Annotated in this window: 20 protein-coding genes and 1 riboswitch; of the genes, 13 read left to right on the top strand and 7 right to left on the bottom strand. The window is 67.0% G+C overall.

Annotation, left to right across the window (positions count from 1 at the left end):
* Positions 1 to 55 precede the first annotated feature (55 nt).
* The 3 genes from yczE (at position 56) to ABD687_RS14325 (ending at position 1,981) form a co-directional block, all read left to right on the top strand.
* Positions 56 to 739 carry a membrane protein YczE gene (gene yczE, locus ABD687_RS14335; RefSeq protein ID WP_310290141.1) on the top strand — a complete coding sequence of 228 codons (684 nt, stop codon included), beginning with the start codon at positions 56 to 58 and terminating at the stop codon, positions 737 to 739.
* Between the two features lie 90 nt (positions 740 to 829).
* A complete protein-coding gene (locus ABD687_RS14330) occupies positions 830 to 1,444 on the top strand; it encodes a hypothetical protein (RefSeq protein WP_264270991.1) in 615 nt (204 codons plus the stop codon).
* A gap of 120 nt (positions 1,445 to 1,564) precedes the next feature.
* The gene (locus ABD687_RS14325; RefSeq protein WP_264270992.1) at positions 1,565 to 1,981 is read left to right on the top strand and encodes a DUF1761 domain-containing protein; all 417 of its coding nucleotides are present in this window, start codon (positions 1,565 to 1,567) and stop codon (positions 1,979 to 1,981) included.
* A 22-nt stretch (positions 1,982 to 2,003) separates the two neighbouring features.
* Here the strand turns inward: ABD687_RS14325 and ABD687_RS14320 are convergent, their stop codons facing one another.
* The 3 genes from ABD687_RS14320 to serS all read right to left on the bottom strand — a co-directional run bounded on the left by ABD687_RS14320 (position 2,004) and on the right by serS (position 4,923).
* A complete protein-coding gene (locus ABD687_RS14320) occupies positions 2,004 to 2,435 on the bottom strand; it encodes a hypothetical protein (RefSeq protein ID WP_310290144.1) in 432 nt (143 codons plus the stop codon).
* 168 nt (positions 2,436 to 2,603) lie between these two features.
* Complete coding sequence (locus tag ABD687_RS14315) at positions 2,604 to 3,455, bottom strand: HAD family hydrolase (RefSeq protein WP_264270994.1); 852 nt, start codon at positions 3,453 to 3,455, stop codon at positions 2,604 to 2,606.
* A 181-nt stretch (positions 3,456 to 3,636) separates the two neighbouring features.
* Positions 3,637 to 4,923 (bottom strand): serine--tRNA ligase, encoded by a 1,287-nt coding sequence (gene serS / locus ABD687_RS14310; protein WP_264270995.1) that lies wholly within the window; start codon positions 4,921 to 4,923, stop codon positions 3,637 to 3,639.
* Between the two features lie 38 nt (positions 4,924 to 4,961).
* Here serS and ABD687_RS14305 point away from each other — a divergent pair, with 38 nt between their 5' ends.
* Positions 4,962 to 6,005 (top strand): diacylglycerol/lipid kinase family protein, encoded by a 1,044-nt coding sequence (locus tag ABD687_RS14305; RefSeq protein ID WP_264270996.1) that lies wholly within the window; start codon positions 4,962 to 4,964, stop codon positions 6,003 to 6,005.
* A gap of 54 nt (positions 6,006 to 6,059) precedes the next feature.
* On the opposite strand, the gene pheA is transcribed toward ABD687_RS14305, so the two are convergent.
* Together pheA and ABD687_RS14295 are read right to left on the bottom strand one after the other, a co-directional pair.
* Positions 6,060 to 6,989, bottom strand: coding sequence for a prephenate dehydratase (gene pheA, locus ABD687_RS14300; RefSeq protein ID WP_264270997.1), 930 nt, complete (start codon positions 6,987 to 6,989; stop codon positions 6,060 to 6,062).
* Entirely contained in the window at positions 6,986 to 7,312 is a 327-nt protein-coding gene (locus ABD687_RS14295) for a rhodanese-like domain-containing protein (protein WP_302263286.1), read from the bottom strand. Before ABD687_RS14295 ends, pheA begins: the two co-directional genes overlap by 4 nt.
* A gap of 193 nt (positions 7,313 to 7,505) precedes the next feature.
* Here ABD687_RS14295 and ABD687_RS14290 point away from each other — a divergent pair, with 193 nt between their 5' ends.
* Together ABD687_RS14290 and ABD687_RS14285 are read left to right on the top strand one after the other, a co-directional pair.
* Positions 7,506 to 8,888, top strand: coding sequence for an amidase (locus ABD687_RS14290; RefSeq protein WP_302263287.1), 1,383 nt, complete (start codon positions 7,506 to 7,508; stop codon positions 8,886 to 8,888).
* 52 nt (positions 8,889 to 8,940) lie between these two features.
* Entirely contained in the window at positions 8,941 to 10,398 is a 1,458-nt protein-coding gene (locus ABD687_RS14285) for a peptide MFS transporter (protein ID WP_302263288.1), read from the top strand.
* A gap of 110 nt (positions 10,399 to 10,508) precedes the next feature.
* Here ABD687_RS14285 and ABD687_RS14280 read toward each other — a convergent pair whose 3' ends face one another.
* Positions 10,509 to 11,051, bottom strand: a complete 543-nt coding sequence (locus tag ABD687_RS14280) for a DUF4190 domain-containing protein (RefSeq protein WP_310290152.1) — start codon at positions 11,049 to 11,051, stop codon at positions 10,509 to 10,511.
* A gap of 144 nt (positions 11,052 to 11,195) precedes the next feature.
* Between ABD687_RS14280 and ABD687_RS14275 the strand changes: the two genes are divergently transcribed.
* Both ABD687_RS14275 and pgm read left to right on the top strand, forming a co-directional pair.
* On the top strand, positions 11,196 to 12,380 hold the full coding sequence (locus ABD687_RS14275) for a M4 family metallopeptidase (protein ID WP_310290154.1): 1,185 nt from the start codon (positions 11,196 to 11,198) through the stop codon (positions 12,378 to 12,380).
* 90 nt (positions 12,381 to 12,470) lie between these two features.
* Positions 12,471 to 14,108, top strand: a complete 1,638-nt coding sequence (gene pgm / locus ABD687_RS14270) for a phosphoglucomutase (alpha-D-glucose-1,6-bisphosphate-dependent) (protein ID WP_302263375.1) — start codon at positions 12,471 to 12,473, stop codon at positions 14,106 to 14,108.
* A 186-nt stretch (positions 14,109 to 14,294) separates the two neighbouring features.
* On the opposite strand, the gene ABD687_RS14265 is transcribed toward pgm, so the two are convergent.
* A complete protein-coding gene (locus tag ABD687_RS14265) occupies positions 14,295 to 15,758 on the bottom strand; it encodes an aldehyde dehydrogenase family protein (RefSeq protein WP_310290157.1) in 1,464 nt (487 codons plus the stop codon).
* A gap of 127 nt (positions 15,759 to 15,885) precedes the next feature.
* A riboswitch (TPP riboswitch) is annotated at positions 15,886 to 15,986 on the top strand.
* Between ABD687_RS14265 and thiM the strand changes: the two genes are divergently transcribed.
* The 5 genes from thiM to ABD687_RS14240 all read left to right on the top strand — a co-directional run bounded on the left by thiM (position 15,978) and on the right by ABD687_RS14240 (position 22,445).
* Entirely contained in the window at positions 15,978 to 16,796 is an 819-nt protein-coding gene (thiM, locus tag ABD687_RS14260; RefSeq protein WP_310290159.1) for a hydroxyethylthiazole kinase, read from the top strand. It overlaps the preceding riboswitch by 9 nt.
* A complete protein-coding gene (thiE, locus tag ABD687_RS14255) occupies positions 16,793 to 17,452 on the top strand; it encodes a thiamine phosphate synthase (RefSeq protein ID WP_310290161.1) in 660 nt (219 codons plus the stop codon). Before thiM ends, thiE begins: the two co-directional genes overlap by 4 nt.
* Complete coding sequence (thiD, locus tag ABD687_RS14250; RefSeq protein WP_310290163.1) at positions 17,449 to 18,978, top strand: bifunctional hydroxymethylpyrimidine kinase/phosphomethylpyrimidine kinase; 1,530 nt, start codon at positions 17,449 to 17,451, stop codon at positions 18,976 to 18,978. The genes thiE and thiD overlap by 4 nt, the downstream gene beginning before the upstream one ends.
* 79 nt (positions 18,979 to 19,057) lie before the next feature.
* Positions 19,058 to 20,377: a uracil-xanthine permease family protein gene (locus ABD687_RS14245; RefSeq protein ID WP_302263295.1), complete on the top strand. Its 1,320-nt coding sequence runs from the start codon at positions 19,058 to 19,060 to the stop codon at positions 20,375 to 20,377.
* Positions 20,378 to 20,747: 370 nt separating this feature from the next.
* Positions 20,748 to 22,445 (top strand): alkaline phosphatase D family protein, encoded by a 1,698-nt coding sequence (locus tag ABD687_RS14240; protein ID WP_310290167.1) that lies wholly within the window; start codon positions 20,748 to 20,750, stop codon positions 22,443 to 22,445.
* The last annotated feature ends 4 nt before the right edge of the window (positions 22,446 to 22,449 follow it).

The raw sequence follows: 22,449 nt of genomic DNA, 5'->3' as shown, positions 1-22,449 counted from the left end.
CCCACACCATGACGAAGGATTTTTTCGGGCACGGATTGTGGGAGATGCTGATGGCATGACCAAGGCCGCACCACGTGAACTCGCCCAGCTGACCCCCATCGAACAATTGCGCGCGGGACGGCTCCCGTTGCGCATGGTTCAGCTTTTCGTGGGCTTGACACTCTTTGGCGCGGCCATGGCCGGGTTCGTCCGGTCGGGGCTCGGCCTGGCCCCATGGGACGTGCTCCACTACGGCGTCACCCTGCACACCGGACTCAGCCTGGGGACCGTGGTGATCGTCTTCGGATTCCTGGTGCTGTTGCTGTGGATCCCCTTGCGGCAGATGCCTGGCCTGGGCACCATTGCCAACGTCGTCTGGATCGGCGTTTCGGCAGACATTGGGCTGGCGCTCCTTCCCGAAGTCCACGGCCTGCCCGCACAGCTGGCCCTCTTTGCCGGGTCACTGCTGGTGAACGGACTCGGCGGAGGGATGTACATCGGCAGCCAGCTTGGCCCTGGCCCGCGTGACGGATTGATGACCGGGCTGCATGCGCGCACCGGAGTCAGCCTGCGGTTGGCGCGCACCGGCGTCGAGGTTACTGTGCTGGTCATCGGCTGGTTCCTGGGCGGGATCGTCGGTTTCGGCACCATCCTGTACGCGCTCGCCATCGGCCCGGTTACCCAATTTTTCCTGCGCTTTTGCATCATCGAGCTGCTGCCCGCAAGGACCACCGCCCAAGCCCCCGCGGCCACACCCTAGGCACCCAGGCCACCCGGCGGTCACCTGGCCAGGGCACTCTCACCGGCGTTTATCCAGACGGAGTCGGCGTTTCGCTGCATAATTGGGACTGTGTACCTCGTAACCCTCAGACAACGTGACCGGCGTTCCGACGGCGATCTCACCGATGAAATGCTCCGCACCCTGGCCGGAATTGCCACATTGGCCCCGTTCCAGCGCTCCGGGCCGTCCCTGCTCGTCGGCGTCCCCGAACGCGCCGAAGACGCCGTCGAGGCGGCTCTTCGCGCGCTGCGCAGCAACCAATGGCTGGTCGGCCTTGGCGTCGGCAGCCTGTACGAACCGGTGCCCCGCGAGGCGCAATACCTCCAGGGCACAGCGCTGGGCTACGCCCACACTGCCGTCGAGCGTTCCGGACACACCGGGGAACGGGTACCGCTGAGTGTCGTTGGCCCCGAGGCTTCCGTCGCCGCCGAAGCCGAGGCGGTGCTGCGACTGCTCGGACAGATTGTCAGCACCCGCAGCAGTGCCGAGTGGGCGGTGCTCGATTTGCTGACCCCGGGGGCTCGCGGCCAGCAAAAACATGTCGCGACGGAGCTGGGCATCACCGCCCAAGCAGTCTCCAAGGCCGTGGTCCGATCCGCATGGGTAGAGGAATGGGCGGCGCGCCCGGCGGCCGCCAGGCTGTTGCGCTGGCTTGATTCGCCCCACGCGGCCGCCGACCTCTAGACGACGTCAGATTTTTCCAGTTCCCTAGTCACCCTGCGGTTTTGGACGTAGTATCGGCGATATTGATGTCCCATACGAGGGGAGGGATTCCGCCCCCCACGATGACATGAGGAGCAAACGATGGTTCCCGAAATCAATTGGATTGCCGTAGTTCTTGCCACACTTTCGACCATGGTGGTTGGCAGCATCTGGTACACCCCGAAGGTGTTCGGGAATTACTGGATGAAGGCTGCCAAGGTAACCCCGGGTGAGGCCAAGGGCGCCGTTATCCCGATCGTGGTGACTCTCATCGTCAGCTTCATCAGCGCCTGGGTCCTGGCCGGTGCCACGTATCTGTCCTTCGACTTCTACGGCGGTTCCTACCTCACCAACGCCCTGTTGACTGCACTGATCCTGTGGGGCGGCTTCACAGCGACGCGTTTCATCACCCATGATGCTTTCGAGGGCCGACCCGTGGGACTCACCGCGCTGAACTGCCTCCACGAGCTGGTGACGTTCATGGTGATGGGCTTGATCATCGGGCTATTCGGCGTCTGATCGGAAGCCGTAGCCCGCGGGATTAGTTACTCGTGGTCGGCGAGGGCAGCGGTTCCTGCTCGAATTCGAGCCATCCGATCGTGTAGTTTCCGCCGCGCTCGAACACGTCAAAACGCTCGCCCTCGGGGTGGCTCGGGGTACTCAAGGTCAGTTGGGACCAGTGACCCATGGTCGAATTCGACACGGGTTCCACGCTATAGCCGGCGGCAACGCCGAGCCGCTCGAACTCTGCGCCCAGCCTGTCGAATTGTTCGCCGACGGTATCGGTCCCGCCCGTGGTGGTCACACTGCACGCCTCGATTTGGTCCCCTGCAAGGGTCGAGTCCACCAGATGGTCCATGGCCTGTTCAATATCGGGTTTTCCGGTGTTGCAGATGGCATCGGGAGAAGTGCATCCTGTCACCAAAACCCCGGCACCGAACAGGGACAGGGCAAGGATTCCGGCGCGTTTCATGGGTTTAAGCATAGCCAGTGAATCGGATGCACGTGCCAGCGGCCCATCACCTGCACCAGGGAACGGCCAGGGGAATCCATGTGATTGCTCCGGAACCTAAGGCGGCTTAAGTTGAACGTCCGCCACGGCAAGGTGCCATGGCGGACGTCCTGGGTCTCAGCCGAGACCTCAGGCTGCCTTGGGCATGAGGAAATCCTGCAGGACCTTCGCCAGTCCGTCATCGTCCACGCCGGCTGCGATTTCGTCTGCCACGGCCTTGACTTCGTCTGGGGCCTGGCCCATGGCCACGCCCCGACCTGCCCACGACAGCATCTCGATGTCGTTGCGGCCATCGCCCACGGCAATGGTCCGCTCGATGTCGAACCCGCGCGCCATGCGCAGCGCTTCGAGGCCACTGGCCTTGGTGACGCCCTCGGCGGCGATGTCCAGCCACGCCGTCCAGCCCACCGAATAGGTGACTCCTGAAAGTCCGAGCGTGCCGACTGCATCGCCGAATTCCTCGGCGGTGGCGTCGGTGGAGAAGACCACCAGGCGAACGGCCGTGGCTTCAAGCATCTTGTCCAGCGTCACCGGGGTTGCGACGACGCCAAAGCTGGCATCCTCGAAGCGCTCTGTGGAAAGGAACTGCCCCTTGTCGTCTTCTAGTGCGTACTTCGCTGTGGGCAGCGCCTTGAGCAGTGCACGCAATGCGGGAGCCGGGTCGAAGGTCTTGCGTTCGATGATTTCGTAGCCGTCTTCCAGCGTGGTGTCGATGCGCACAGTGACGCCGCCGTTGCAGCAGACGGCATAACCGTTCTCGATGCCGAGCATTTGAATGACCGGAAGTGTTGCGCCGAGGGAGCGCCCCGTGGAAATGACGACCTCGTGTCCGGCCGCGACGATGGCGCGGGCCGAATCCTTGACCGCCGGGCTCATCTCCCCGACGTGGTTGACGAGGGTGCCGTCGACATCAAGGCAGATCATGTAGGTTTCGGTTGCTTCTGACCGGTCTTCGATGCCGGTTCTTGTCATAACTGTCATTTATCCAGTGAAGCATCAAAATCACTTCCTGGGGATGAGCCAGCCCACAATGTGTCGTGAACGATGCATGAATGTCTTCCGAACCGCCGGGTTCCCTGCCAGCGTTTCCGGTGGTTAACGGCCGTTGGGAGGAGGCATGTGCCTCCTCCCAACGGGATGGTTCGCGCCTTCGTTCCTTGGCTTACAGGAGAGGAAGAACTTCCATTCCGCCCAGGTACGGGCGAAGCGCCACCGGCACGTTGACCGAGCCGTCGGCGTTCTGGTGGTGCTCAAGGATGGCCACGATCCATCGGGTGGTCGCCAGGGTGCCGTTGAGCGTCGACACAGCACGGGTCTTGCCCGGCTTGCCGTCGGCGCCAATTTCGCGTTCGCGGATGTTCAGGCGGCGGGCCTGGAAGGTGGTGCAGTTGGAGGTGGAGGTCAGCTCGCGGTAGGCGTCCTGGGTCGGGACCCATGCCTCGCAGTCGAACTTCCGTGCAGCGCTCATGCCCAGGTCCCCGGCCGCGGTATCGATGACGCGATAAGGCAGCTCGACCTTGGCGAGCATTTCCTCTTCCCAGGCCAGCAGCTTGGCGTGCTCGGCCTCGGACTGCTCCGGGGAGCAGTAGACAAACATTTCCAGCTTGTTGAACTGGTGGACGCGGATGATGCCGCGGGTGTCCTTGCCCGCCGAGCCCGCCTCGCGGCGGTAGCAGGAGGACCAACCTGCATAGCGCGTCGGACCGTCCGAAAGGTCGAGGATCTCGTTGGCGTGGTACCCGGCCAGGGCGACCTCGGAGGTGCCCACCAGGTACAGGTCGTCGCGCTCGAGCTTGTAGATCTCGTCGTCGTGCTCGACGTCGAAGCCGGTGCCCTGCATGGTTTCAGGGCGCACCAACGTCGGGGTGATCATGGGGATGAAGCCGTTCTGCACGGCCTGGTCCAGGGCCATGTTCATCAGTGCGATTTCCAGGCGGGCACCAATGCCCTTGAGGAAGTAGAAACGGGAACCGGAGACCTTCGCGCCGCGTTCCATGTCGATGGCACCGAGCAGCTCGCCGAGCTCGAGGTGGTCGCGTGGCTCAAAGCCCTCGGCGGCGAAGTCGCGGGGTGTTCCCACGTGCTTGACGACGGTGAAGTCGTCCTCGCCGCCGGAGGGCACACCGTCCAGGATCAGGTTGGGGATGGAGCGCTGCAGCTTCGTGTAGGTCTCTGCGGCAGCGTCCGAGGCGGCCTGTGCCTCCTTGACGTTCCTGGCCAGGTCCTTGACCTCGGCCAGTAGCGCCTGCTTTTCCTCGCCCTTGGCCGCGCCGACCCTCTTGCTGAAGGCGTTCTGTTGGGCACGCAGCGCCTCAAAGGATGCAATCGACTCGCGGCGCGCTGTATCTGCGGCCAAAATCGCATCAATCAGGGACTCATCCGCCCCGCGGGCGCGCTGCGATGCGCGGAAGGTATCTGGATTTTCACTGAGTACTTTTACGTCGATCACGTCCTAAGCCTAGCAATCCCCGTTAGTCTGGGGAGACTATGCAACGTAATCGACTCTTTGCCCTGATCAGCGCGGGTGCCGCGGGCACGGCGGCAACAATTAGTTGGCTCTCCGTGCGCCGGCTCGTGGACCGGAATCGGCCGGCATCCCTGGCCCCCGTCGCGGGCATCGCCACGTCCGCACTCAAGGTTGCGCTGGTGGTGAATCCAAGCAAGCTGGGAATGGACGAAGCGATAGCCGCCGTGCATCATGTGTGTGCCGAGGCCGGCCTCGTGGATCCCCTGGTCTATGAGACCACGGTTGACGATCCGGGACAGGGCGCCGCCCGAGAGGCCCTGGAAGCCGGCTGTGACGTTGTCATTGCGGCAGGAGGCGACGGCACCGTCCGCGCCGTGGCCGAGGTCCTGCGTGACACCGATGCCACCCTCGGGTTGATTCCGCTGGGGACGGGGAACCTGCTGGCCCGCAACGTGGACGTGCCGCTCGAGGACATTGACACCGCGGCGTTCGGGGCCGTTCGGGGACCCGTGCGCACCATTGACACCGGATCGATCACCTTGAACCACCTCGACGGAAGCGCCAGCGAGCATGCATTCCTGGTGATCGCGGGCGTTGGCACGGATGCCGATGTCATGGACGACACGAACGAGGAACTCAAGGCCAAGGTTGGCTGGCTGGCCTATTCGGAGGCCGGTTTCCGGCACCTCCCGGGCAAGCGCAAGAAGATCTCCATCGCCCTGGACGGTGGGTCCGAGCAAACCCGCAGCGTTCGTTCCGTGCTCTTTGCCAATTGCGGGAAGCTGCAGGGCCTGGACCTGGTTCCGGAGGCAAAGATCGACGACGGCGTCTTGGACGTGGTCGTTCTCAGCCCGCGCAGCGCCGCCGGGTGGGGCTGGATTTTCCTCAAGACGGCATTCCGTGCCCGCGGTGCAATCCCGGTGATGGGCTTCTATCCGACCGCAACGCTTAACGTCCGTTGCCACGAGCCCATGAACACCCAGATCGACGGTGACGCGACGGGGCTGGTGACCGGGCTCGAAGTCAAGGTGAAACCCGCGTCGCTGAAGATGCGCTTGGGCTAGCGATCCTTCCAAGGTTTCCGGGGCGGGCAGCGCCCGCGCCGGAAATCCTCGAAACTAGGTGGCCAGACGCGTTTTGAGGCCGTGAACCCACGCGTGCGCCTTGGAAAACGCGTTGTCGGAGTTGTGCGCATCCACCGAAGAGGAGAGCCCTTCGGCCGCCGGGTATGAACCCAGGAACCGCAGGTCCGGGCAGACCCGGTGCAGGCCGGCCAGTGCGTCGGCAACGCGTTCCTGCGCCAGATGCCCGTCGACGTCCACGGAGAAGAAATACTTTCCCATGCCCTCACCCGTGGGTCGGGACTCGATGCGGCTGAGGTTTACCCCGCGCACCACGAACTGTTCCAGGATGTCCATGAGGGCGCCGGGCCGGTCCTCGGCCAGCGGCAAGATGACGGTGCTCTTATCCACTCCGGTCGGCGCCGGGATCGGCCCCGGGCGGGCGACAAGGACGAACCGGGTGACGGCTCCCTGGTAGTCTTCGATGCCTTCGCGCAGGATCTTCAGTCCGCGTTCCCGGGCCACCAGGGGCGAGCAGATCGCCGCATCGTGTCCGGTTTCATCGTCCAGCAGTGCGAGCGCACCTGCTGCCGTGGAGGAGGCGGGAACGAATTCCGCTCCGGGAATATTCGCTTCGGCCCAGCCGCGGCATTGCGCCCAGGCATGGCCGTGCGTGGAAACGGAGCGGATCTGCTCGAGGGAATCGATGTTTTGGCGCACCGCCAGCACGAAGCTGATGGTCACCAGGGCCTCGCGCATGATCTGCAGGGCCTCCCCGGTGGCTATGGCATCCAGCGTGGCGGACACCCCGCCCTCCACCGAGTTCTCGATGGGCACCATGGCCGCGTCGGCTTCCCCGCTGCGGACCTTGTCAAGTGCCGCGTTGACGTTGGCCGACGGGATGCGTTCGGCGTCCCGGGCACCGGGAACCTGCAGCAGGGCGGCCTCGGTGAAGGTTCCCGCAGGACCCAAATAGGTGTAGATCATCGGACGGTGGGCTCCTGCCCGTTTTCGCTCTCCAGAGGCAGCCCGGCTTCGAGCCAGGCACCTGAACCGCCGGCAATGTTGAAGGCGCAGTATCCCTGGGAGACCAGCCACGCCGCGGCCTGTGCCGAACGGCCGCCGGTGCGGCAAATGATGTAGGCGTCGGTGTCCGGGTCAAGTTCCTCGAGGCGCAGCGGCAGGTCGGCGAGCGGGATGTGAACGGCGCCCGTGGCGTGTCCCTCGACCCATTCGTACTCTTCGCGGACGTCAAGGATCAACGCGTCGGCGGGAACCTGATCGACCGATACCGTTTCAAAATCACTCATGACTCTCCTTTGGCTCACCAGTTGTTGTGTTGCCCAACAGCCTAGCGCCCGGGCGTGATGGGCCATGGATTCGGTGAAGCGGATGTTGCGCCGCACCGCACCCGCGTTGGCGGGCATCGAGCCGTACTACGATCGGTGGTGGGGACCGCTGCCGGAAGGCATTGGTGCTCCATCACCACAGAAGGAGTCGTTGATGTCCGAGATTGCCGAAATGACCGCGTTGGAACTTCGCGATGCGCTGCGCCGCGGGGATCTGTCTGCACGCGATGCGGTCGGGCACTATCTGGGGCGGATCGAGGAACTCAACCCCGTCCTGGGATCGTTCGTCACCGTCACCGCGGAGCAGGCAATGACCGCGGCCGCTAACTCCGATGCGCTTTATGCCGCCGGGGAGCCCGTGGGGATGCTCAACGGGATGCCGCTGGCCTACAAGGACCTGCTGGACGTGGCGGGCGTGCCGACCGGCTTCGGAACCGCCGCATTCGGCCCCGCCGTTGCCACAAAGGACTCGCCCCTGGTGGCCACGCTGTCGCGGGCTGGCGCAATTTCGCTGGGCAAGACCCAGGTGCCCGAGTTCGGGTTGAGCTGCCATTCGGAAAACGATGTGGCGCCGCCTGCCCGGAACCCGATGAACCCGGCATTGTCCGCCGGTGGTTCCAGCGGCGGAGAAGCGGCGGCCGTGGCGGCCGGGATGCTGCCCTTTGGTCCAGGCAGCGACGGCGGGGGCTCGGTCCGCATCCCGGCCTCGGCCTGCGCCCTGATTGGGCTGAAGCCCGGCATGGGCACCATCCCCAGCGACGTCCTGGACGGCACCCTCGACGCCTTCGGTGCACCTCGGCTCACCGTTTCCGGACCCTTGGCCCGCACCGCCCTGGATGCGGCACTGCTCATGGATGCCATGGTCGACCCCACGCGCGAAACTTATCTGGATGCCCTGCGAGACGGTGCCGTCGATGCCCTGCGCGGCCTGCGGATCGGGGTCAGCACCGACAGCCCCTTTGCCTCGGCGTACGAAATCAAGCTCGCTCCCGACGCCCACGCGGCGCTCAACCATGGGATCAGGGCGCTCGGCGCCCGGGGCCACCATCTTGAGGAAGCCGAGATCTTCTACGATGCGGCCTACCCCGAGACGTTTTCCACGGTGTGGACCGGCGGCCTTGCGGCGGCTCCCATCCCGGCGGGCAGTGAAGCGAAACTGGGCACCCTGGCACGGTCGTTCCGCGAACGCGCCACGCACCGCGACCTGATGACCTCCGTGGCGGCGGCCCGCCGCCTGACGGAGATTGCCTCGGATTTCCGCACGCAGTGGGGCCGCTACGACGTGGTGCTGACTCCCGCCATGGCGTCCACTCCCCCGGCAATCGGCTTCTACACCTCGCAGGACGCAGACACCGACTACATGCGCCAATGCCAGTACACCCCCTACACATCCATGGTGAACGTCTCGGGCCTTCCGGCGATCACGGTACCGACGTTCACGACGGCCAACGGCCTGTCAATGGGCGTGCAACTGATTGGCCGGGCGGGGTCGGAAAGCCAGCTCCTGGCCCTGGCGCAACAACTGTCCGAAATGTGAGATTGATCTACAAAGTGGGCATGACGCGCATCACGGGCGAAAAATTGATGACATGTCTATATCCACCTCGCTGAAGGATCCGTCCTCGACCGGCTTCTTTGGCCACCCCAAAACGCTTTCGAATTTGTTCAGCATCGAGATGTGGGAACGCTTCTCGTTCTACGGGATGCAAGCGATCCTCGCGTACTACATGTACTTCTCCGTCACCGATGGCGGACTCGGGATCCCCCAGGACCTGGCGCTGTCGCTGGTCGGCGCGTATGGCGGAGCCGTCTACCTGAGCACCATTCTTGGCGCCTGGCTCGCGGACCGCCTGCTGGGATCCGAAAAGGTCCTGCTCTGCTCCGCCTTCCTGATCATGGGCGGACACATTGCGCTGGCAGCCCTTCCCGGCGCGACCGGGTTGGCCGTCGGCCTGGTCCTTGTTGCCGTGGGCTCGGGCGGGTTGAAGGCCAACGCCACCGCACTGGTCGGTTCCCTGTACTCCAAGGAAGACACCCGTCGCGATGCAGGGTTCTCGATCTTCTACATGGGAGTGAACATCGGCGGCCTGCTTGGCCCGCTGCTCACCGGATTCCTGCAGCAGCGCTGGGGCTTCCACTTCGGTTTCGCCGCAGCGGCCATCGGCATGGCCATTGGCGTTGCCATCTACCTCAGCGGCCGCAAGAACCTGCCCGATTCGGTCAAGCTGGTCGGCAACCCGCTGCCCGCCAACGAGCGCACGAAGTACCTGATCGGCTTCCTAGCCTTCGTCGTCGTCGTGGTGGCGGCATTCGCGTTGAAGATCGTCACCGCCGAGTCCCTGGCACGCACCATTGCGTACGCCGTCATCCTGGCTTCGGTCATCTACTTCACCCTGATGCTGCGTTCCAAGCGCGTCTCCGCGGTTGAGCGCAAGCACGTTCTCGCCTTCATCCCGCTATACATCGCCTCGGCCGCCTTCTGGGCGCTGTTCCAGCAGCAGTTCACGTTCATCGCCGTGTACTCGCAGGAACGCCTGGACCGCTCGCTCTTCGGCTGGGAGATGCCCGCCTCCTGGGTCCAATCCATCAATCCTGTCTTCATCATCGTGCTGGCCGGCATCTTCGCCGCCCTGTGGACCAAGATGGGCACCCGCCAGCCGGGAACCGTGGTCAAGTTCTCCCTGGCCCTGGTTCTCGTGGGCCTGGCATTCCTGGTCTTCATCCCGATGAATTCGCTGGAGAAGACGCCGCTGCCGGCGCTCGTCGGCATCCTCCTGCTCTGCACGCTGGCCGAGTTGCTGCTGAGCCCCATCGGCCAGTCCGTCACCACCAAGCTGGCCCCGGCGGCCTTCGGCACGCAGATGATCGCGCTGTTCTTCCTCTCTGTGTCACTGGGCACCACGCTGGCAGGCATCCTGGCCGGTTTCTACACCGAGGGCAACGAGATCACTTATTTCCTTGCCCTCGGAGGAACCGCCATCGTGCTGGGCGTTGGCCTGCTGCTGGCCACCCCGGCCCTCAAGAGGCTGATGGGCGAGGTCCGCTAGACCCTCGGCATCCCGCTCCCACGAGGTGGGCGGGCCACGAACGCAGAGAGCGGCCGCAGCCGGCATTCTTGCCGGTTGCGGCCGCTGTCTTTTTGCCCGCGGATCCTGACCTAGTAGGCGTACGCCCCCAGCGTGCTGCCCAGGAAGATGAGCACGACCATCCACAGCAGGAAGATCGCGGCTCCCAGGTAGCCTGTGACCAGGCCGGCAATGGCGACACCGCGCATGTGCGGTTCGCGGCGCAGGGCAAGGTGGCCGCAGATAATCGCCGCCAGTTGGGGGAAGAAGAACAGCCCGACGCTGACCAATCCGATGATTCCGGTCACCAGCGAAACAATGGCCAACACGCCGGCCGGGCGCTGGGCCTGCACCGGGTAGCCGGGCTGCGGATAACCGGCTTGCGGTGACCCCGTTTGGGCAGGTCCCTGCCGCGTGTAGCCGGGCTGCCCGTTACCGTTCTGGCCCGCCTGGCCCACATTGCCAGGACTGCCCGGACCGCGGTTCAGCCCAATCGGCGGGCCATCAAGCGGCTGGTCCAGATAGGGATTGCGCGGCGGAGCCGCATGCGGGTTGTGCGACCAGCGCGGGTCGCTGGGATCCCCAAACGACGGCCGGTTCTCTGGTTCGTGCGCTGCGTCCTCGGGATTCCCCATGGTTCCTGTTCCTCACTTGTGCCCGCCTGCCCATGCACCTTCATGCACCGGCCCGGCACCGTCTCTGGCCCCCAGTTTAGCCACGATTGCCCGGCACAGCATGCTCACATTCGCCGCTCAGGAACCGGTGGGAGGGTTGGCACCATGCACAAGGCAGCACAGCTTCCGGATCCGGACCCCCACCCCCGGCACCATGCCGTACCCCCGTACCTGCTGATGTCGATGGCGGCCTGCGACGGTGCTTGGGATGCATCCGAGGGCATGCGCGAGTTCATCGCCCCGCCCCCGGAACCCGGGGAAGCGGAAGGGCCCGGGGCCGAAACCCGTGCACGCATCGCCACCCGGGCACGCCGGACCCTGTTGCTGGACCAGGCCCTGCTGCACGACCGGGCCACCACAGCCACCGACCTTGATCGGCTGATAGAACCATCCGGGCGGCTGATCCGCGCCATCTGCGACGCACAGGGCGCCGAAACCACCCCCGGCACCGACGCCCGCACCGAGGGCCTGGGCCCCGTGGCGGATGAGGACGCGAACCGCGCCTTCGACGGGCTGGGCGCGGTCCACGCGTTCCTGGTCGAGATGCTCAAGCTCAACTCGCTGGACGGCGCCGGACTGGGCCTGGGACTGGGCGGCACCGTGCACTACGGCTTGCACTACGCCAACGCGTTCTGGGACGGCACCCAAATGGTGATGGGCGACGGGGACGGGGAGATCTTCGAGTCGTTGACGTCCTCCCTGTCGGTGATCGCCCACGAGCTGGGGCACGGCCTGCTGCAGCACACCACCAACCTGGCCTACCGGGGCCAATCCGGTGCGCTGAACGAGTCGATTGCCGATGTCCTGGGCGCACTCGTGGAGCAGTTCACCGCCGGCCAGGACGCGGCGAGCGCCAGCTGGCTGATCGGCGAGGGGCTGTTCACCGACAAGGTCCGGGGGCTCGGCTTGCGCTCCATGGCTGCCCCGGGAACCGCCTACGACGACCCGGTCCTGGGCAGGGACCCGCAGCCGGCGACCATGTCCGGCTACGTGGAGACCGCCGAAGACCACGGCGGGGTGCACCTGAACTCGGGCATCCCCAACCACGCGTTTTATCTCTTTGCCACGGCCCTGGGCGGCAAGGCCTGGGAAACCGCCGGTTCCCTGTGGTTCAACGTGGTCGCCATGCGCGCGCTGCCTGAGGATGCGGACTTCGGCACCTTTGCCGAACAGACCCTGCTCCAGGCCCGCCGCGACCACGGGGCCGGTTCCAAGGTGGAGCTTGCGCTGGCCGATGCCTGGGACACCGTCGGCGTGGTCCCCCGGGTGAAGGATGCCGAGCAGGGATGACCGACGCACAGCGGGGCCCGACACGAAATCATGAACCCGCACCGCGGCGTCTTCGGCCACGGCAACGCAATCAATGAGAAACTGGGGGGCATGGCCCATCCTCGCGCCGGGACCCCGGCACTGCCCCAAGACCTGATCGATCTCCCAGCGGTGCGCGACGCGTACTTCGACATCCACCCGGATCCCTCCGACCCCGCCCAGCGCGTGGCCTTCGGCACCTCCGGGCACCGCGGCACCTCGCTGAACGGTTCCTTCAACGAGGACCACATCGCCGCCATCACCCAGGCCATTGTCCAATACCGGCGCGGCGCCGGGATCACCGGACCGGTCTTCGTCGGCAAGGACACCCATGCCCTCTCGGATCCTGCACAGGACACCGTGCTCGAGGTCCTGGCCGGAAACGACGTGTCGATCCTGGCCGATGCACGCACCGGCTGGACCCCCACGCCGGCCCTGAGCCACGCCATCCTGGCGCACAACGCCGACCCGGCCGCTCCGCGCGCCGACGGCATCATCATCACCCCCTCGCACAACCCTCCCGCCGACGGCGGACTGAAGTACAACCCGCCGCACGGCGGGCCGGCCGACACCGACGCCACCTCGTGGATCGCGAACCGCGCCAACGAGCTGCTGGAGGCCAAGCTGGCCGGGGTCAAGCGGATCCCGCTGGGCGCCGCGCGGCTGGGCGGCAAGATCGGCTCCTTTGACTTCATGTCCTCCTACGTCAACGACCTGCCCTCCGCGCTGGACCTGGACGCGATCCGCGATGCCGGCATCCGCATCGGCGCCGACCCGATGGGCGGGGCCGCCGTCGACTACTGGGGCGCGATCGCCGAAACCCACAAGCTGGACCTCACCGTCGTCAACCCGGGCGTGGACCCGCGCTTTGCCTTCATGTCCCTGGACACCGACGGCAAGATCCGCATGGACTGCTCCTCGGCCGATGCGATGGCCTCGCTGATCGCCGCCCGCAGCTCCTTCGACATTGCCACGGGCAACGACGCCGATGCGGACCGCCACGGCATTGTCACTCCCGATGCCGGGCTGATGAACCCCAACCACTACCTGGCCGTGGCCATCGAGTACCTCTACACCAACCGCACCGGCTGGTCCGCGGAGGCGGGCATCGGCAAGACGCTGGTCTCCTCCTCGATGATCGACCGGGTTGCCGCCTCACTGGCCCGCACCCTGGTCGAGGTCCCGGTGGGCTTCAAGTGGTTCGTGCCGGGGCTGCTGGACGGTTCCGGGGCGTTCGGCGGCGAGGAATCCGCGGGCGCATCCTTCCTGCGCCGCGACGGACGCACCTGGACCACCGACAAGGACGGAATCCTGATGGCGCTGCTGGCCAGCGAGATCACCGCCGTCACCGGCTCTTCCCCCTCGAAGCACTATGCCGCGCTGGCAGCCGAGCACGGCTCCCCGAGCTATGCGCGCATCGACGCCCCGGCCGACAGGGAGCAGCGGGCGCGGCTGGGGAACCTCGCGGCCACCGACGTGGCCGCCGAGATGCTGGCGGGAGAGGAGATCACCGCACGGCTGACCGAGGCGCCGGGCAACGGGGCGAAGATCGGCGGGCTGAAGGTCACCACGCAGAACGCCTGGTTTGCCGCGCGCCCCTCGGGCACCGAGGACAAGTACAAGATCTACGCCGAGTCGTTCCTGGGCGACGAGCACCTGGCCCGGGTGCAGGCCGAGGCGAAGGACATTGTCTCCGCGGTGCTCGGATAGGGGACCACAGGTTCCGTCGTGTTCCCGGTGCGTTGCCACCCGGAAAGCACCACGGCGTGGCACGGATGTAGGACTGCGAGCCGCCCCCGGCGGGAGGGCCCCGCGGGCCTACATGGCTGACTGCGGCATTCCGGACGTTCTGCCAAAAAGCGGCTTCCACAGGTGAATATGCGGATTGCGGAATGCTTACATGAGCCTGTCGATGAGCTTGGATTTCGCCCACGTGTACGGCGGGTAGAGCGCCTTGAGCGTGTCCACTACTGTCGTCTTGCCCATCACCGCGCGCATCTGCGATAGCCGCTCGAACCCATGCCGCCCGTGGTATGCACCCATGCCGGATGCGCCAACGCCGCCAAAGGGAAGACCCGGGACGAAGAGGTGCACATTGGGCGCATTGTGCACGATGGCCCCCGCCCGCACCTGGTCCCCGAAGGCCGACTGCAGCCGCGGGTTCTCGCTGAAGAGGTAGGCGACCAGCGGGTTTGGGCGTGCGTTGATGAAGCGCACGGCCGCATCGAAGCTTTCCACCGCGATGATCGGCAGTATCGGGCCAAAGATCTCCTCGCGCATCAGCGGCGAGTCCGGATCCACGTTGGCCATCACGGTGGGCTCGATCTTCAGGGTGTCGGCATCGTACCCGCCCCCGATGAGGATCTCGCCGTGGTCCAGGTAGGAAACCAACCTGTCGAAGTGGGCGGTGTTCACGATGCGGCCGTAGTCGCGGCTGGACAGCGGATTCTTCCCGTAGAACCCGGTGATCGCCTTGGCCAGCTGTTTTTCCAGGTCCCGGGCGGCATCGCCGACCGCCAGCACGTAGTCGGGCGCCACGCAGGTCTGCCCGGAATTCATGAACTTCCCGAAGGCAAGCCTGCGCGCCACCGTGGCGGAGGATCCGTCCATCACCAGGGCCGGGGACTTTCCGCCCAGCTCAAGTGTCACGGGTGTCAGGTGCTCTGCGGCGGCGCGGGCCACGATCTTGCCAACCCGCTCACCGCCGGTGAAAAAGATGTGGTCAAAGTGCTGTTCCAGCAAGTGTTTGCTGGTGGATGCGCCGCCTTGGACGACGGCGCAGGCCCGGTGGTCGAGGAACTTCGGGATCAGCCTGCCCAGCACCGCGGAGGTCGCCGGTGCCAGCTCCGAGGGCTTGAGCACCGTGACGTTGCCCGCCGCGATGGAGGCAACCAGCGGGGCGAGGATCAACTGCAGCGGATAATTCCAGGCGCCGATCACCAGCACCACGCCCAGGGGTTGCGGCTCGATCTTGGCTGCCGCCGGATGCAGTGCCAACGGGATCTTCACCGCCTTGGACTCCATCCACTCGGAGAGGTGAAGCTGCGCGTGGTCGATTTCCGCGCGCACCATGTCGATTTCCGTCAGCTTCGCCTCGACGGTGCCCTTGCCCAGGTCGTCGGCCAGCGCATCGGTGAAATCCTGCTCGTGGGCATCCAGCATCCGTTCGAGCGCCTTGAGCTGCGAGGCCCGGAAGCGGCGCGGGTGGGCCAGCCGGGTGGCGACCACGTCGTGCATGGAGGCGACGATCTCCACGATGTTTTCCGGGAGTTCGGGCACCACCTCGGGAAGCTCGAGCTCGTTCAGCGCCGTCGACTCGCGAGACGCAGCTGATTTGTGTGGAGTGTCGGATGTGCCCATGTCCCGAGCCTACGGCCAGCGCGGCATCTCCAACAGGCCGCCGCGCCCTGGTTGCGGGGAGGCGCCTCGCGCAGGAAGGACGCGGACTCGGCTTTCCCGCCCCGGGGCCCGGTGGGATAGGCTCACGCATAGTGACACGGGGTGTCGGCGCGCACGCGACCGGCTGAGATGAAACCCGTAGAACCTGATCTAGTTCGTACTAGCGGAGGGATGTTGCTCATGGAATCCATGGCGCCTTCAAGATTTGTAACACCCGGCGAGCTCGCCGATGCCCTGGGCGCGCTGCGCGCCTCCTCGCCCCTGGTCCAGTGCCTGACCAACACCGTGGTCACCAACTTCACCGCCAACGTGCTGCTGGCCGTCGGCGGGTCCCCGGCCATGGTGGACGTCCCCGGGGAGGCCGGCGACTTTGCCGCGGTGGCGGCATCCCTGCTGGTGAACCTGGGCACCCCGAACACCGAGCAGGCGGCCGCCATGCGCGAGGCCGTTACCGGCGCCGGCGCCGCCTCGACGCCCTGGGTGCTGGACCCCGTGGCGATCGGGTCGCTGCGCGTGCGCACCGCGCTCGCCCGCGAACTTGCCGCCGCCGGACCGAGCGTGATCCGCGGGAACGCCTCGGAGATCCTGGCGCTGGCCGGCGTCTCGGGGGGCGGGCGCGGGGTCGAGTCCACCGATTCGGTTGCCGCCGCGGCCGACGCCGCCAGGGAGCTGGCCAGGAGCAGCGGAGCTGTCGTGGCTGTCTCCGGGGAGGCTGACCTGGTCACCGACGGGGTGCGCATCGTGTACGTGCACGGCGGCAGCGCGCTGCTGACCCGCATCACCGGCGGCGGGTGCGCGCTGGGCGCGGTCTGCGCCGCCTTCCTGTCCACCGGCCCCGACCCGCTGGTGGCCACGGTGGCCGCGCACGCCTTCTACTCCGCCGCCGCCGAACGCGCCGCAGAGCACGCGGCGGGACCCGGCACCTTCGCCCCGCTCTTCCTGGACGCGCTGGCAGCCATCTCCCCCGCCGAGCTGCGCGCCGCGGCGGTGCTCTCATGAGCGGCTACGGCGTGTACCTGGTCGCGGACTCGGCCTCCACCGCCGGACGTCCGCTGGTCGACATTGTGAAGGCCGCGGTCGACGGAGGCATCACGACGGTGCAGCTGCGCTGCAAGGACATGCCGGCCGGAGAATTCGTGGACCTCGTCATGGAATGCGCCCACCACACCGCCGGGCGCGCGGCACTGCTGGTCAACGACCGCGTCGACGTGTTCCTGGCCGCCCGCACCTCCGGCGCTGACGTGCAGGGCGTTCACATCGGCCAATCCGACCTGCCGGCAAACCTGGTGCGCGAACTCATCGGCCCCGGCTCCGTGCTGGGACTCTCCGCGGCCGGCGATGGCGAGATCCGCACCGCGAACCAACTCAACGCGTTTGCCCCGGGCACCATCGATTACCTGGGGGTCGGCGCCGTGCACGCCACCCCCACCAAGAAGGACCACCCCGAGCCGCTGGGCCACGCGGGCCTGGCCCGCGCCGTTGGACTCAGCGACCTCCCGGTCATCGCCATCGGCGGCATCGACGCCGCGGATGTTGCCCCGCTGGCCCGCGCCGGGGCCGCCGGCGTGGCGGTGGTCCGCGCCATTTGCGCCGCCGATGACCCGCGCGAAGCATCCAGGAACCTACGCACCCTCTGGGAGGGCAGCAAGCCATGAGCACCCCGAACACCGTGAAGAACATCCTGTCCATCGCCGGCTCCGACCCCTCCGGCGGCGCCGGGATCCAGGCAGACCTGAAATCCATCGCCGCCGCCGGCGGCTACGGCATGGCCGCCATCAGCGCGCTGACCGCGCAGAACACCCGCGGCGTCAGTGCCGTGCACGTGCCGCCGGCCGGCTTCCTGTTGGCGCAGCTGCGCGCGGTTTCCGAGGACATCGCCATCGACGCGATCAAGATCGGGATGCTCGCCAACGCGGCGGTCATCGACGAGCTCGGCGGCTGGCTGGCCGGGATCCGGACCGCCGCGGGCTCCGATGCCCCGGCGGTGGTGCTGGACCCGGTCATGGTCGCCACCAGCGGGGATTCGCTGCTGGATGCAGAGGCAACCAACGCGCTGCGGCGCCTCTTTGCCCACGTCGACGTGATCACCCCCAACATCCCGGAACTTGCCGTGCTGGGGCGCGGCCCCGTGGCCGGGAACTGGGAGCAGGCGGTGGCCCAGGCGCGCTCCCTTGCCGCCGAGTACCAGGTCCTGGTGCTGGCCAAGGGCGGACACCTGGAAGGCGAAACCTGCCGGGACGCCCTCATCTCTCCCGACGGCGTGCTCTTCGAGGTCGCCTCGCCGCGGCTGGCCACCGCCAACACCCACGGCACCGGCTGCTCGCTCTCCTCCGCCCTGGCGACCTTCTACGCCCGCGGCGGCGACTGGGCCCAGGCGCTGCGCCAGGCCAAGGCCTGGCTGTCGGAGGCGATTGCCCGGGCGGACGAGCTGGCGGTCGGCGGCGGGCACGGCCCGGTCAACCACCTGGCAGCACTCTGGGACGGGGTGCGCCCGGCGCCGGCCCGGGACCCGCTGGCGCACTGGTGGGAAGCGATCGCCGGCATCCGCGCGGGCATCGACGAGCTGGCGTTCATCCGCCGGCTCAAGGACGGGTCGCTGGCCCCCGCCGACTTCGAGGACTACCTGGGTCAAGACGCCCTGTACCTGCGCAGCTATGCGCGGGTCATGTCGCGGGCCTCGGAACTCGCCCCGACCACCGAGGAGCAGCGCTTCTGGGCGGGAAGCGCCGCCAGCTGCCTGGAGGAGGAAATGACGCTGCACCGCGGCCGGCTCGCCGATCAGGTCCCGGAGCCCTCGAACGCCACCACCGCGTACCTCAACCACCTGCGGGCCGGCAGCGACGACTACCCGGTGCTTGCGGCCGCGCTGCTGCCCTGCTTCTGGATCTACCAGGACGTGGGCAAGCGGCTGGCGGTGGCCAACCACCCGGCACACCCCTACGCGGACTGGCTGGCCACCTATTCCTCGGTTCAGTTCGACGACGTCACGGCGCGGGCCATCGAACTGGTCCGGGGCGTTCACGCACGGGCCGACGGGTCCACGCGGGCGGCCATGTGGCGCGCCTTCGAGGCCTCGTCCGTGCACGAGCTGGACTTCTTCGCCCAGACGGCCGCCGATGCGCCCGGCGCCGGGGACGGGGTGGGTTCCATCACCGCGGGTGTCGCACTGCCCGTGGGGTGAGTAAAATGCACACGGGGGTTTTGCGCGCCGCGTGCGCGCCCCCCGGCATTTTTTCCCACCCTGCGCCCGGAAGGCACCCATGAGCAACCGATTCGGCATTGGCTGGAACCTGCACGGCGACGGCAAGTCCATCTCCCCCGGAACGGTGGTGGCCCCGAACGAGCGGCTGCACTGGCCGCAGACCATCTCCATTGGCGTGCAGCACGTCATGGCGATGTTCGGGTCCACGGTGCTGGTTCCGGCGATCACCGGGTTCCCGGCCACCACTACGCTGTTCTTCTCCGGCGTGGGGACCCTGCTGTTCCTGCTCATCACCGCGGGCCGGGTGCCCAGCTACCTGGGTTCCTCCTTCGCGTTCATCGCCCCGGTCTCCGCGGCCATGGCCGGGCACGGGATGGCAGGGGCGCTGGGCGGCATCGTGGTCTCCGGTGCGGCGCTGTTCGTCGTCGGGCTGATCGTGCAGAAATCGGGCACCGGGTGGATCCACGCGCTGATGCCGCCGGTGGTCATGGGCACCATCGTCGCGCTGATCGGCTTGAACCTGGCCTCGGCCACGCTCAAGCCGATGCAGGAATTCCCGCTGACCACCTTCGCGACGGTGCTGGCCATCGTGGTCTCCGCGGTGCTCTTCCGCGGCCTGCTGGGCCGGCTGTCCATCCTGCTGGGCCTGGTCATCGGCTACCTGGTGGCACTGGCACAGGGCCAGGTCGACTTCCAGCCCATCGCCGACGCCCCGGTCATCGGGTTGCCGGTGTTCACCGCCCCCACCTTCCACCTGGACACGCTGCTGGTGTTCCTGCCGGTGGTGTTCGTGCTGATCGCCGAGAACATCGGCCACGTGAAGACCGTGGGGCTGATGACCGGGCGCGACCTGGACGCGGTCAACGGCCGGGCGCTGCTGGCCGACGGCGCCGCGACGCTGCTGGCCGGCTTCGGCGGCGGCTCGGGCACCACCACCTACGCGGAGAACATCGGGGTGATGGCCTCCTCGCGGGTCTACTCCACCGCCGCCTACTGGATCGCGGGCATCGTGGCGATCCTGGTGGCGTTCTTCCCGAAGTTCGGCGCCGTCATCAACACCATCCCCGCCGGGGTATCCGGCGGCGCGGGCATCGTGCTCTACGGCATGATCGGCATCATCGGGGCGCGCCTGTGGGTGCAGAACAAGGTCGACTTCTCCAACCCGATCAACCTGATGACCGCAGGCACGGGGCTGATCATCGCCATCGCCGTCACCAGCGAACTGGCCTTCGGCGAGGTCAAGCTCGGCGGCATCGCCCTGGGCACCATCGCCACGCTGGTGATCTTCCACCTGATGCGCACCATCGCCCGGGCCCGGGGCACCGAGCCGACGGACGTCGAGGCCGTCGGCGGGGCCACGCACTCCAAGCTCGGCTAGGACGTTTTCGGTTGGACTCCTTCAACCGGCGCCCAATCCTGTTGATTCAAGCCTGTGCGCATGGCCGCCAGGGGCGTCCGGGCCGAGCTCGAGGACTTCACGGAGGCAGCCCTTGGCGTCGCCCGGTCCCGTCGCCCGGTCCCGTCGCCGAATCCCGTCGCCGAATCCCAAGGACCAGTGCGGCGGAAGGCTGCCTCCATCCTCGGGGCTGAAGCCGGGCGCCGTAGGTCGATGCGTCCGGTGGCCGGCTGCCCGGGCGTGGACCAGGTGGCGGCACGGCGCCATCCCCGAACCCTGGCTCCTGGGCGCATGGCACCCCGAGCCCGCGACCGGCCGCGATCCGTACCCATGGGCGCGACGATGAGGTTGAATGGACAAGGTGACTTCATCCACCGGATCCTTCGTGCCATCCCAGTCGACAGCTACGGCGCTTCCGCGCCGTCAAGTGCTTCGGTCAACCGGCATTATTGCCGCTGCCGCCACCCTCACAGGTATTTTTTCCACCGCTCTGCCGGCGCATGGCGCCAGTGGCCACTTCCAGCACGGGATTGCCTCGGGCGATCCCTATCCGGAGTCGGTGCTGCTGTGGACGCGGCTGACTCCGGAGGCAGTCGCGACGCCCGGCTCGGGACTCGGCGGCGATGCCCGGATCCGCTGGGACGTAGCCGCCGATTCCGATTTCCGACGGGTGGTGGCAGGCGGATGGGCGCAGACGGGTGCCTGGCGGGACCACACCCTCAAGGTGGTGGCCGCCGGGCTGTCGCCGGGTACGACCTATTGGTATCGGTTCAAGTTCGGCCAGGAGTATTCCCCGGTGGGCCGGACAAGCACTGCTCCGGCGGCCGGTGCGGCCGTGGACCGGTTGCGGATGGGCGTGGTCTCATGCGCCAATTACCAGGCCGGCCACTTCGCCGCCTACCGGCACCTGGCCGACCGCGGCGACCTGGACCTGGTGCTCCATCTGGGCGATTACGTCTACGAGTACGCACCCGGCGAGTACCAGGCGCGTGACATCGTTGTTCGTCCCCACGATCCGGCCGTGGAGATGACCACGTTGGAGCATTACCGTCGGCGCCACGCCCAGTACAAGACGGACCCGGAATTGCAGGCGCTGCATGCCGCCGCGCCGTTCGTGGTGACCTGGGACGACCATGAATTCGCCGACGATGCGTTCTCCGGCGGCGCCGCGAACCACACCGAGGGTGCCGAAGGAAGCTGGGCAACGCGTTCGGGGCACGCCAGGCAGGCTTACGCGGAGTGGATGCCGGTTCGCTACGAAACCGACGGGCAGCTATACCGCAGGCTGGAGTTCGGGTCGTTGGCGAGCCTATCGATGCTGGACCTGCGCTCTTACCGGAGCAAGCAGGCCGACAGCCAGGCAGGGCCCGCCATCGACGATCCCGACCGGACCATGACGGGCACGGAGCAGATTCACTGGCTGCTGGCCGGGCTCGGCAATGATACGCAGCAGTGGAAGCTGGTGGGCAACCCGGTCATGATGACCCCGGTCCGGATCCCTTCCACGCTGAACGCGCAGGAGCTGCATGCCTTGGGCGAACTGATGGGGGACGGCAATATCGACGGCGTTCCCTACAACGTGGACCAATGGGACGGCTATGTCGCCGACCGGAACCGGGTCCTGGGGCATCTGCGGGACAACGCCGTGACAGACACCGTCTTCCTGACCGGTGACATCCACTCGGGCTGGGCCTGCGATCTTCCGGCCGACCCGCTGACCTACCCGCTCACCGGCCGTTCCCTCGGCACGGAACTGGTGTGCACGTCCGTCACCAGCGACAACATGGACGACATCCTTCGGGTTCCGGAGCGCACCGCCTCCCTGTCCGTCGAATCCGCCATCAGGGCGCTGAACCCGCACATCAAGTACCTGGATTTTGATTCGCACGGATTCTCGGTACTCGAGGTGACGCCGGCCGAAGTTCGGATGGACTGGTATCGATTGGCAGACCGTACGGACGCCGCGTCGCCGGCGCAGCGGACGGCGTCCTGGACAGTGGCTGCCGGTACACAGAAAGTCCGCCGCACAGGGGAAGGAATCCTTGGATGAGCCC

Origin of the sequence: Paeniglutamicibacter sulfureus (assembly GCF_039535115.1) — a bacterium.
In the GTDB taxonomy this organism is placed as follows: Bacteria; Actinomycetota; Actinomycetes; order Actinomycetales; family Micrococcaceae; genus Paeniglutamicibacter; species Paeniglutamicibacter sulfureus.
This window is presented reverse-complemented; position numbering and strand designations above follow the sequence as displayed.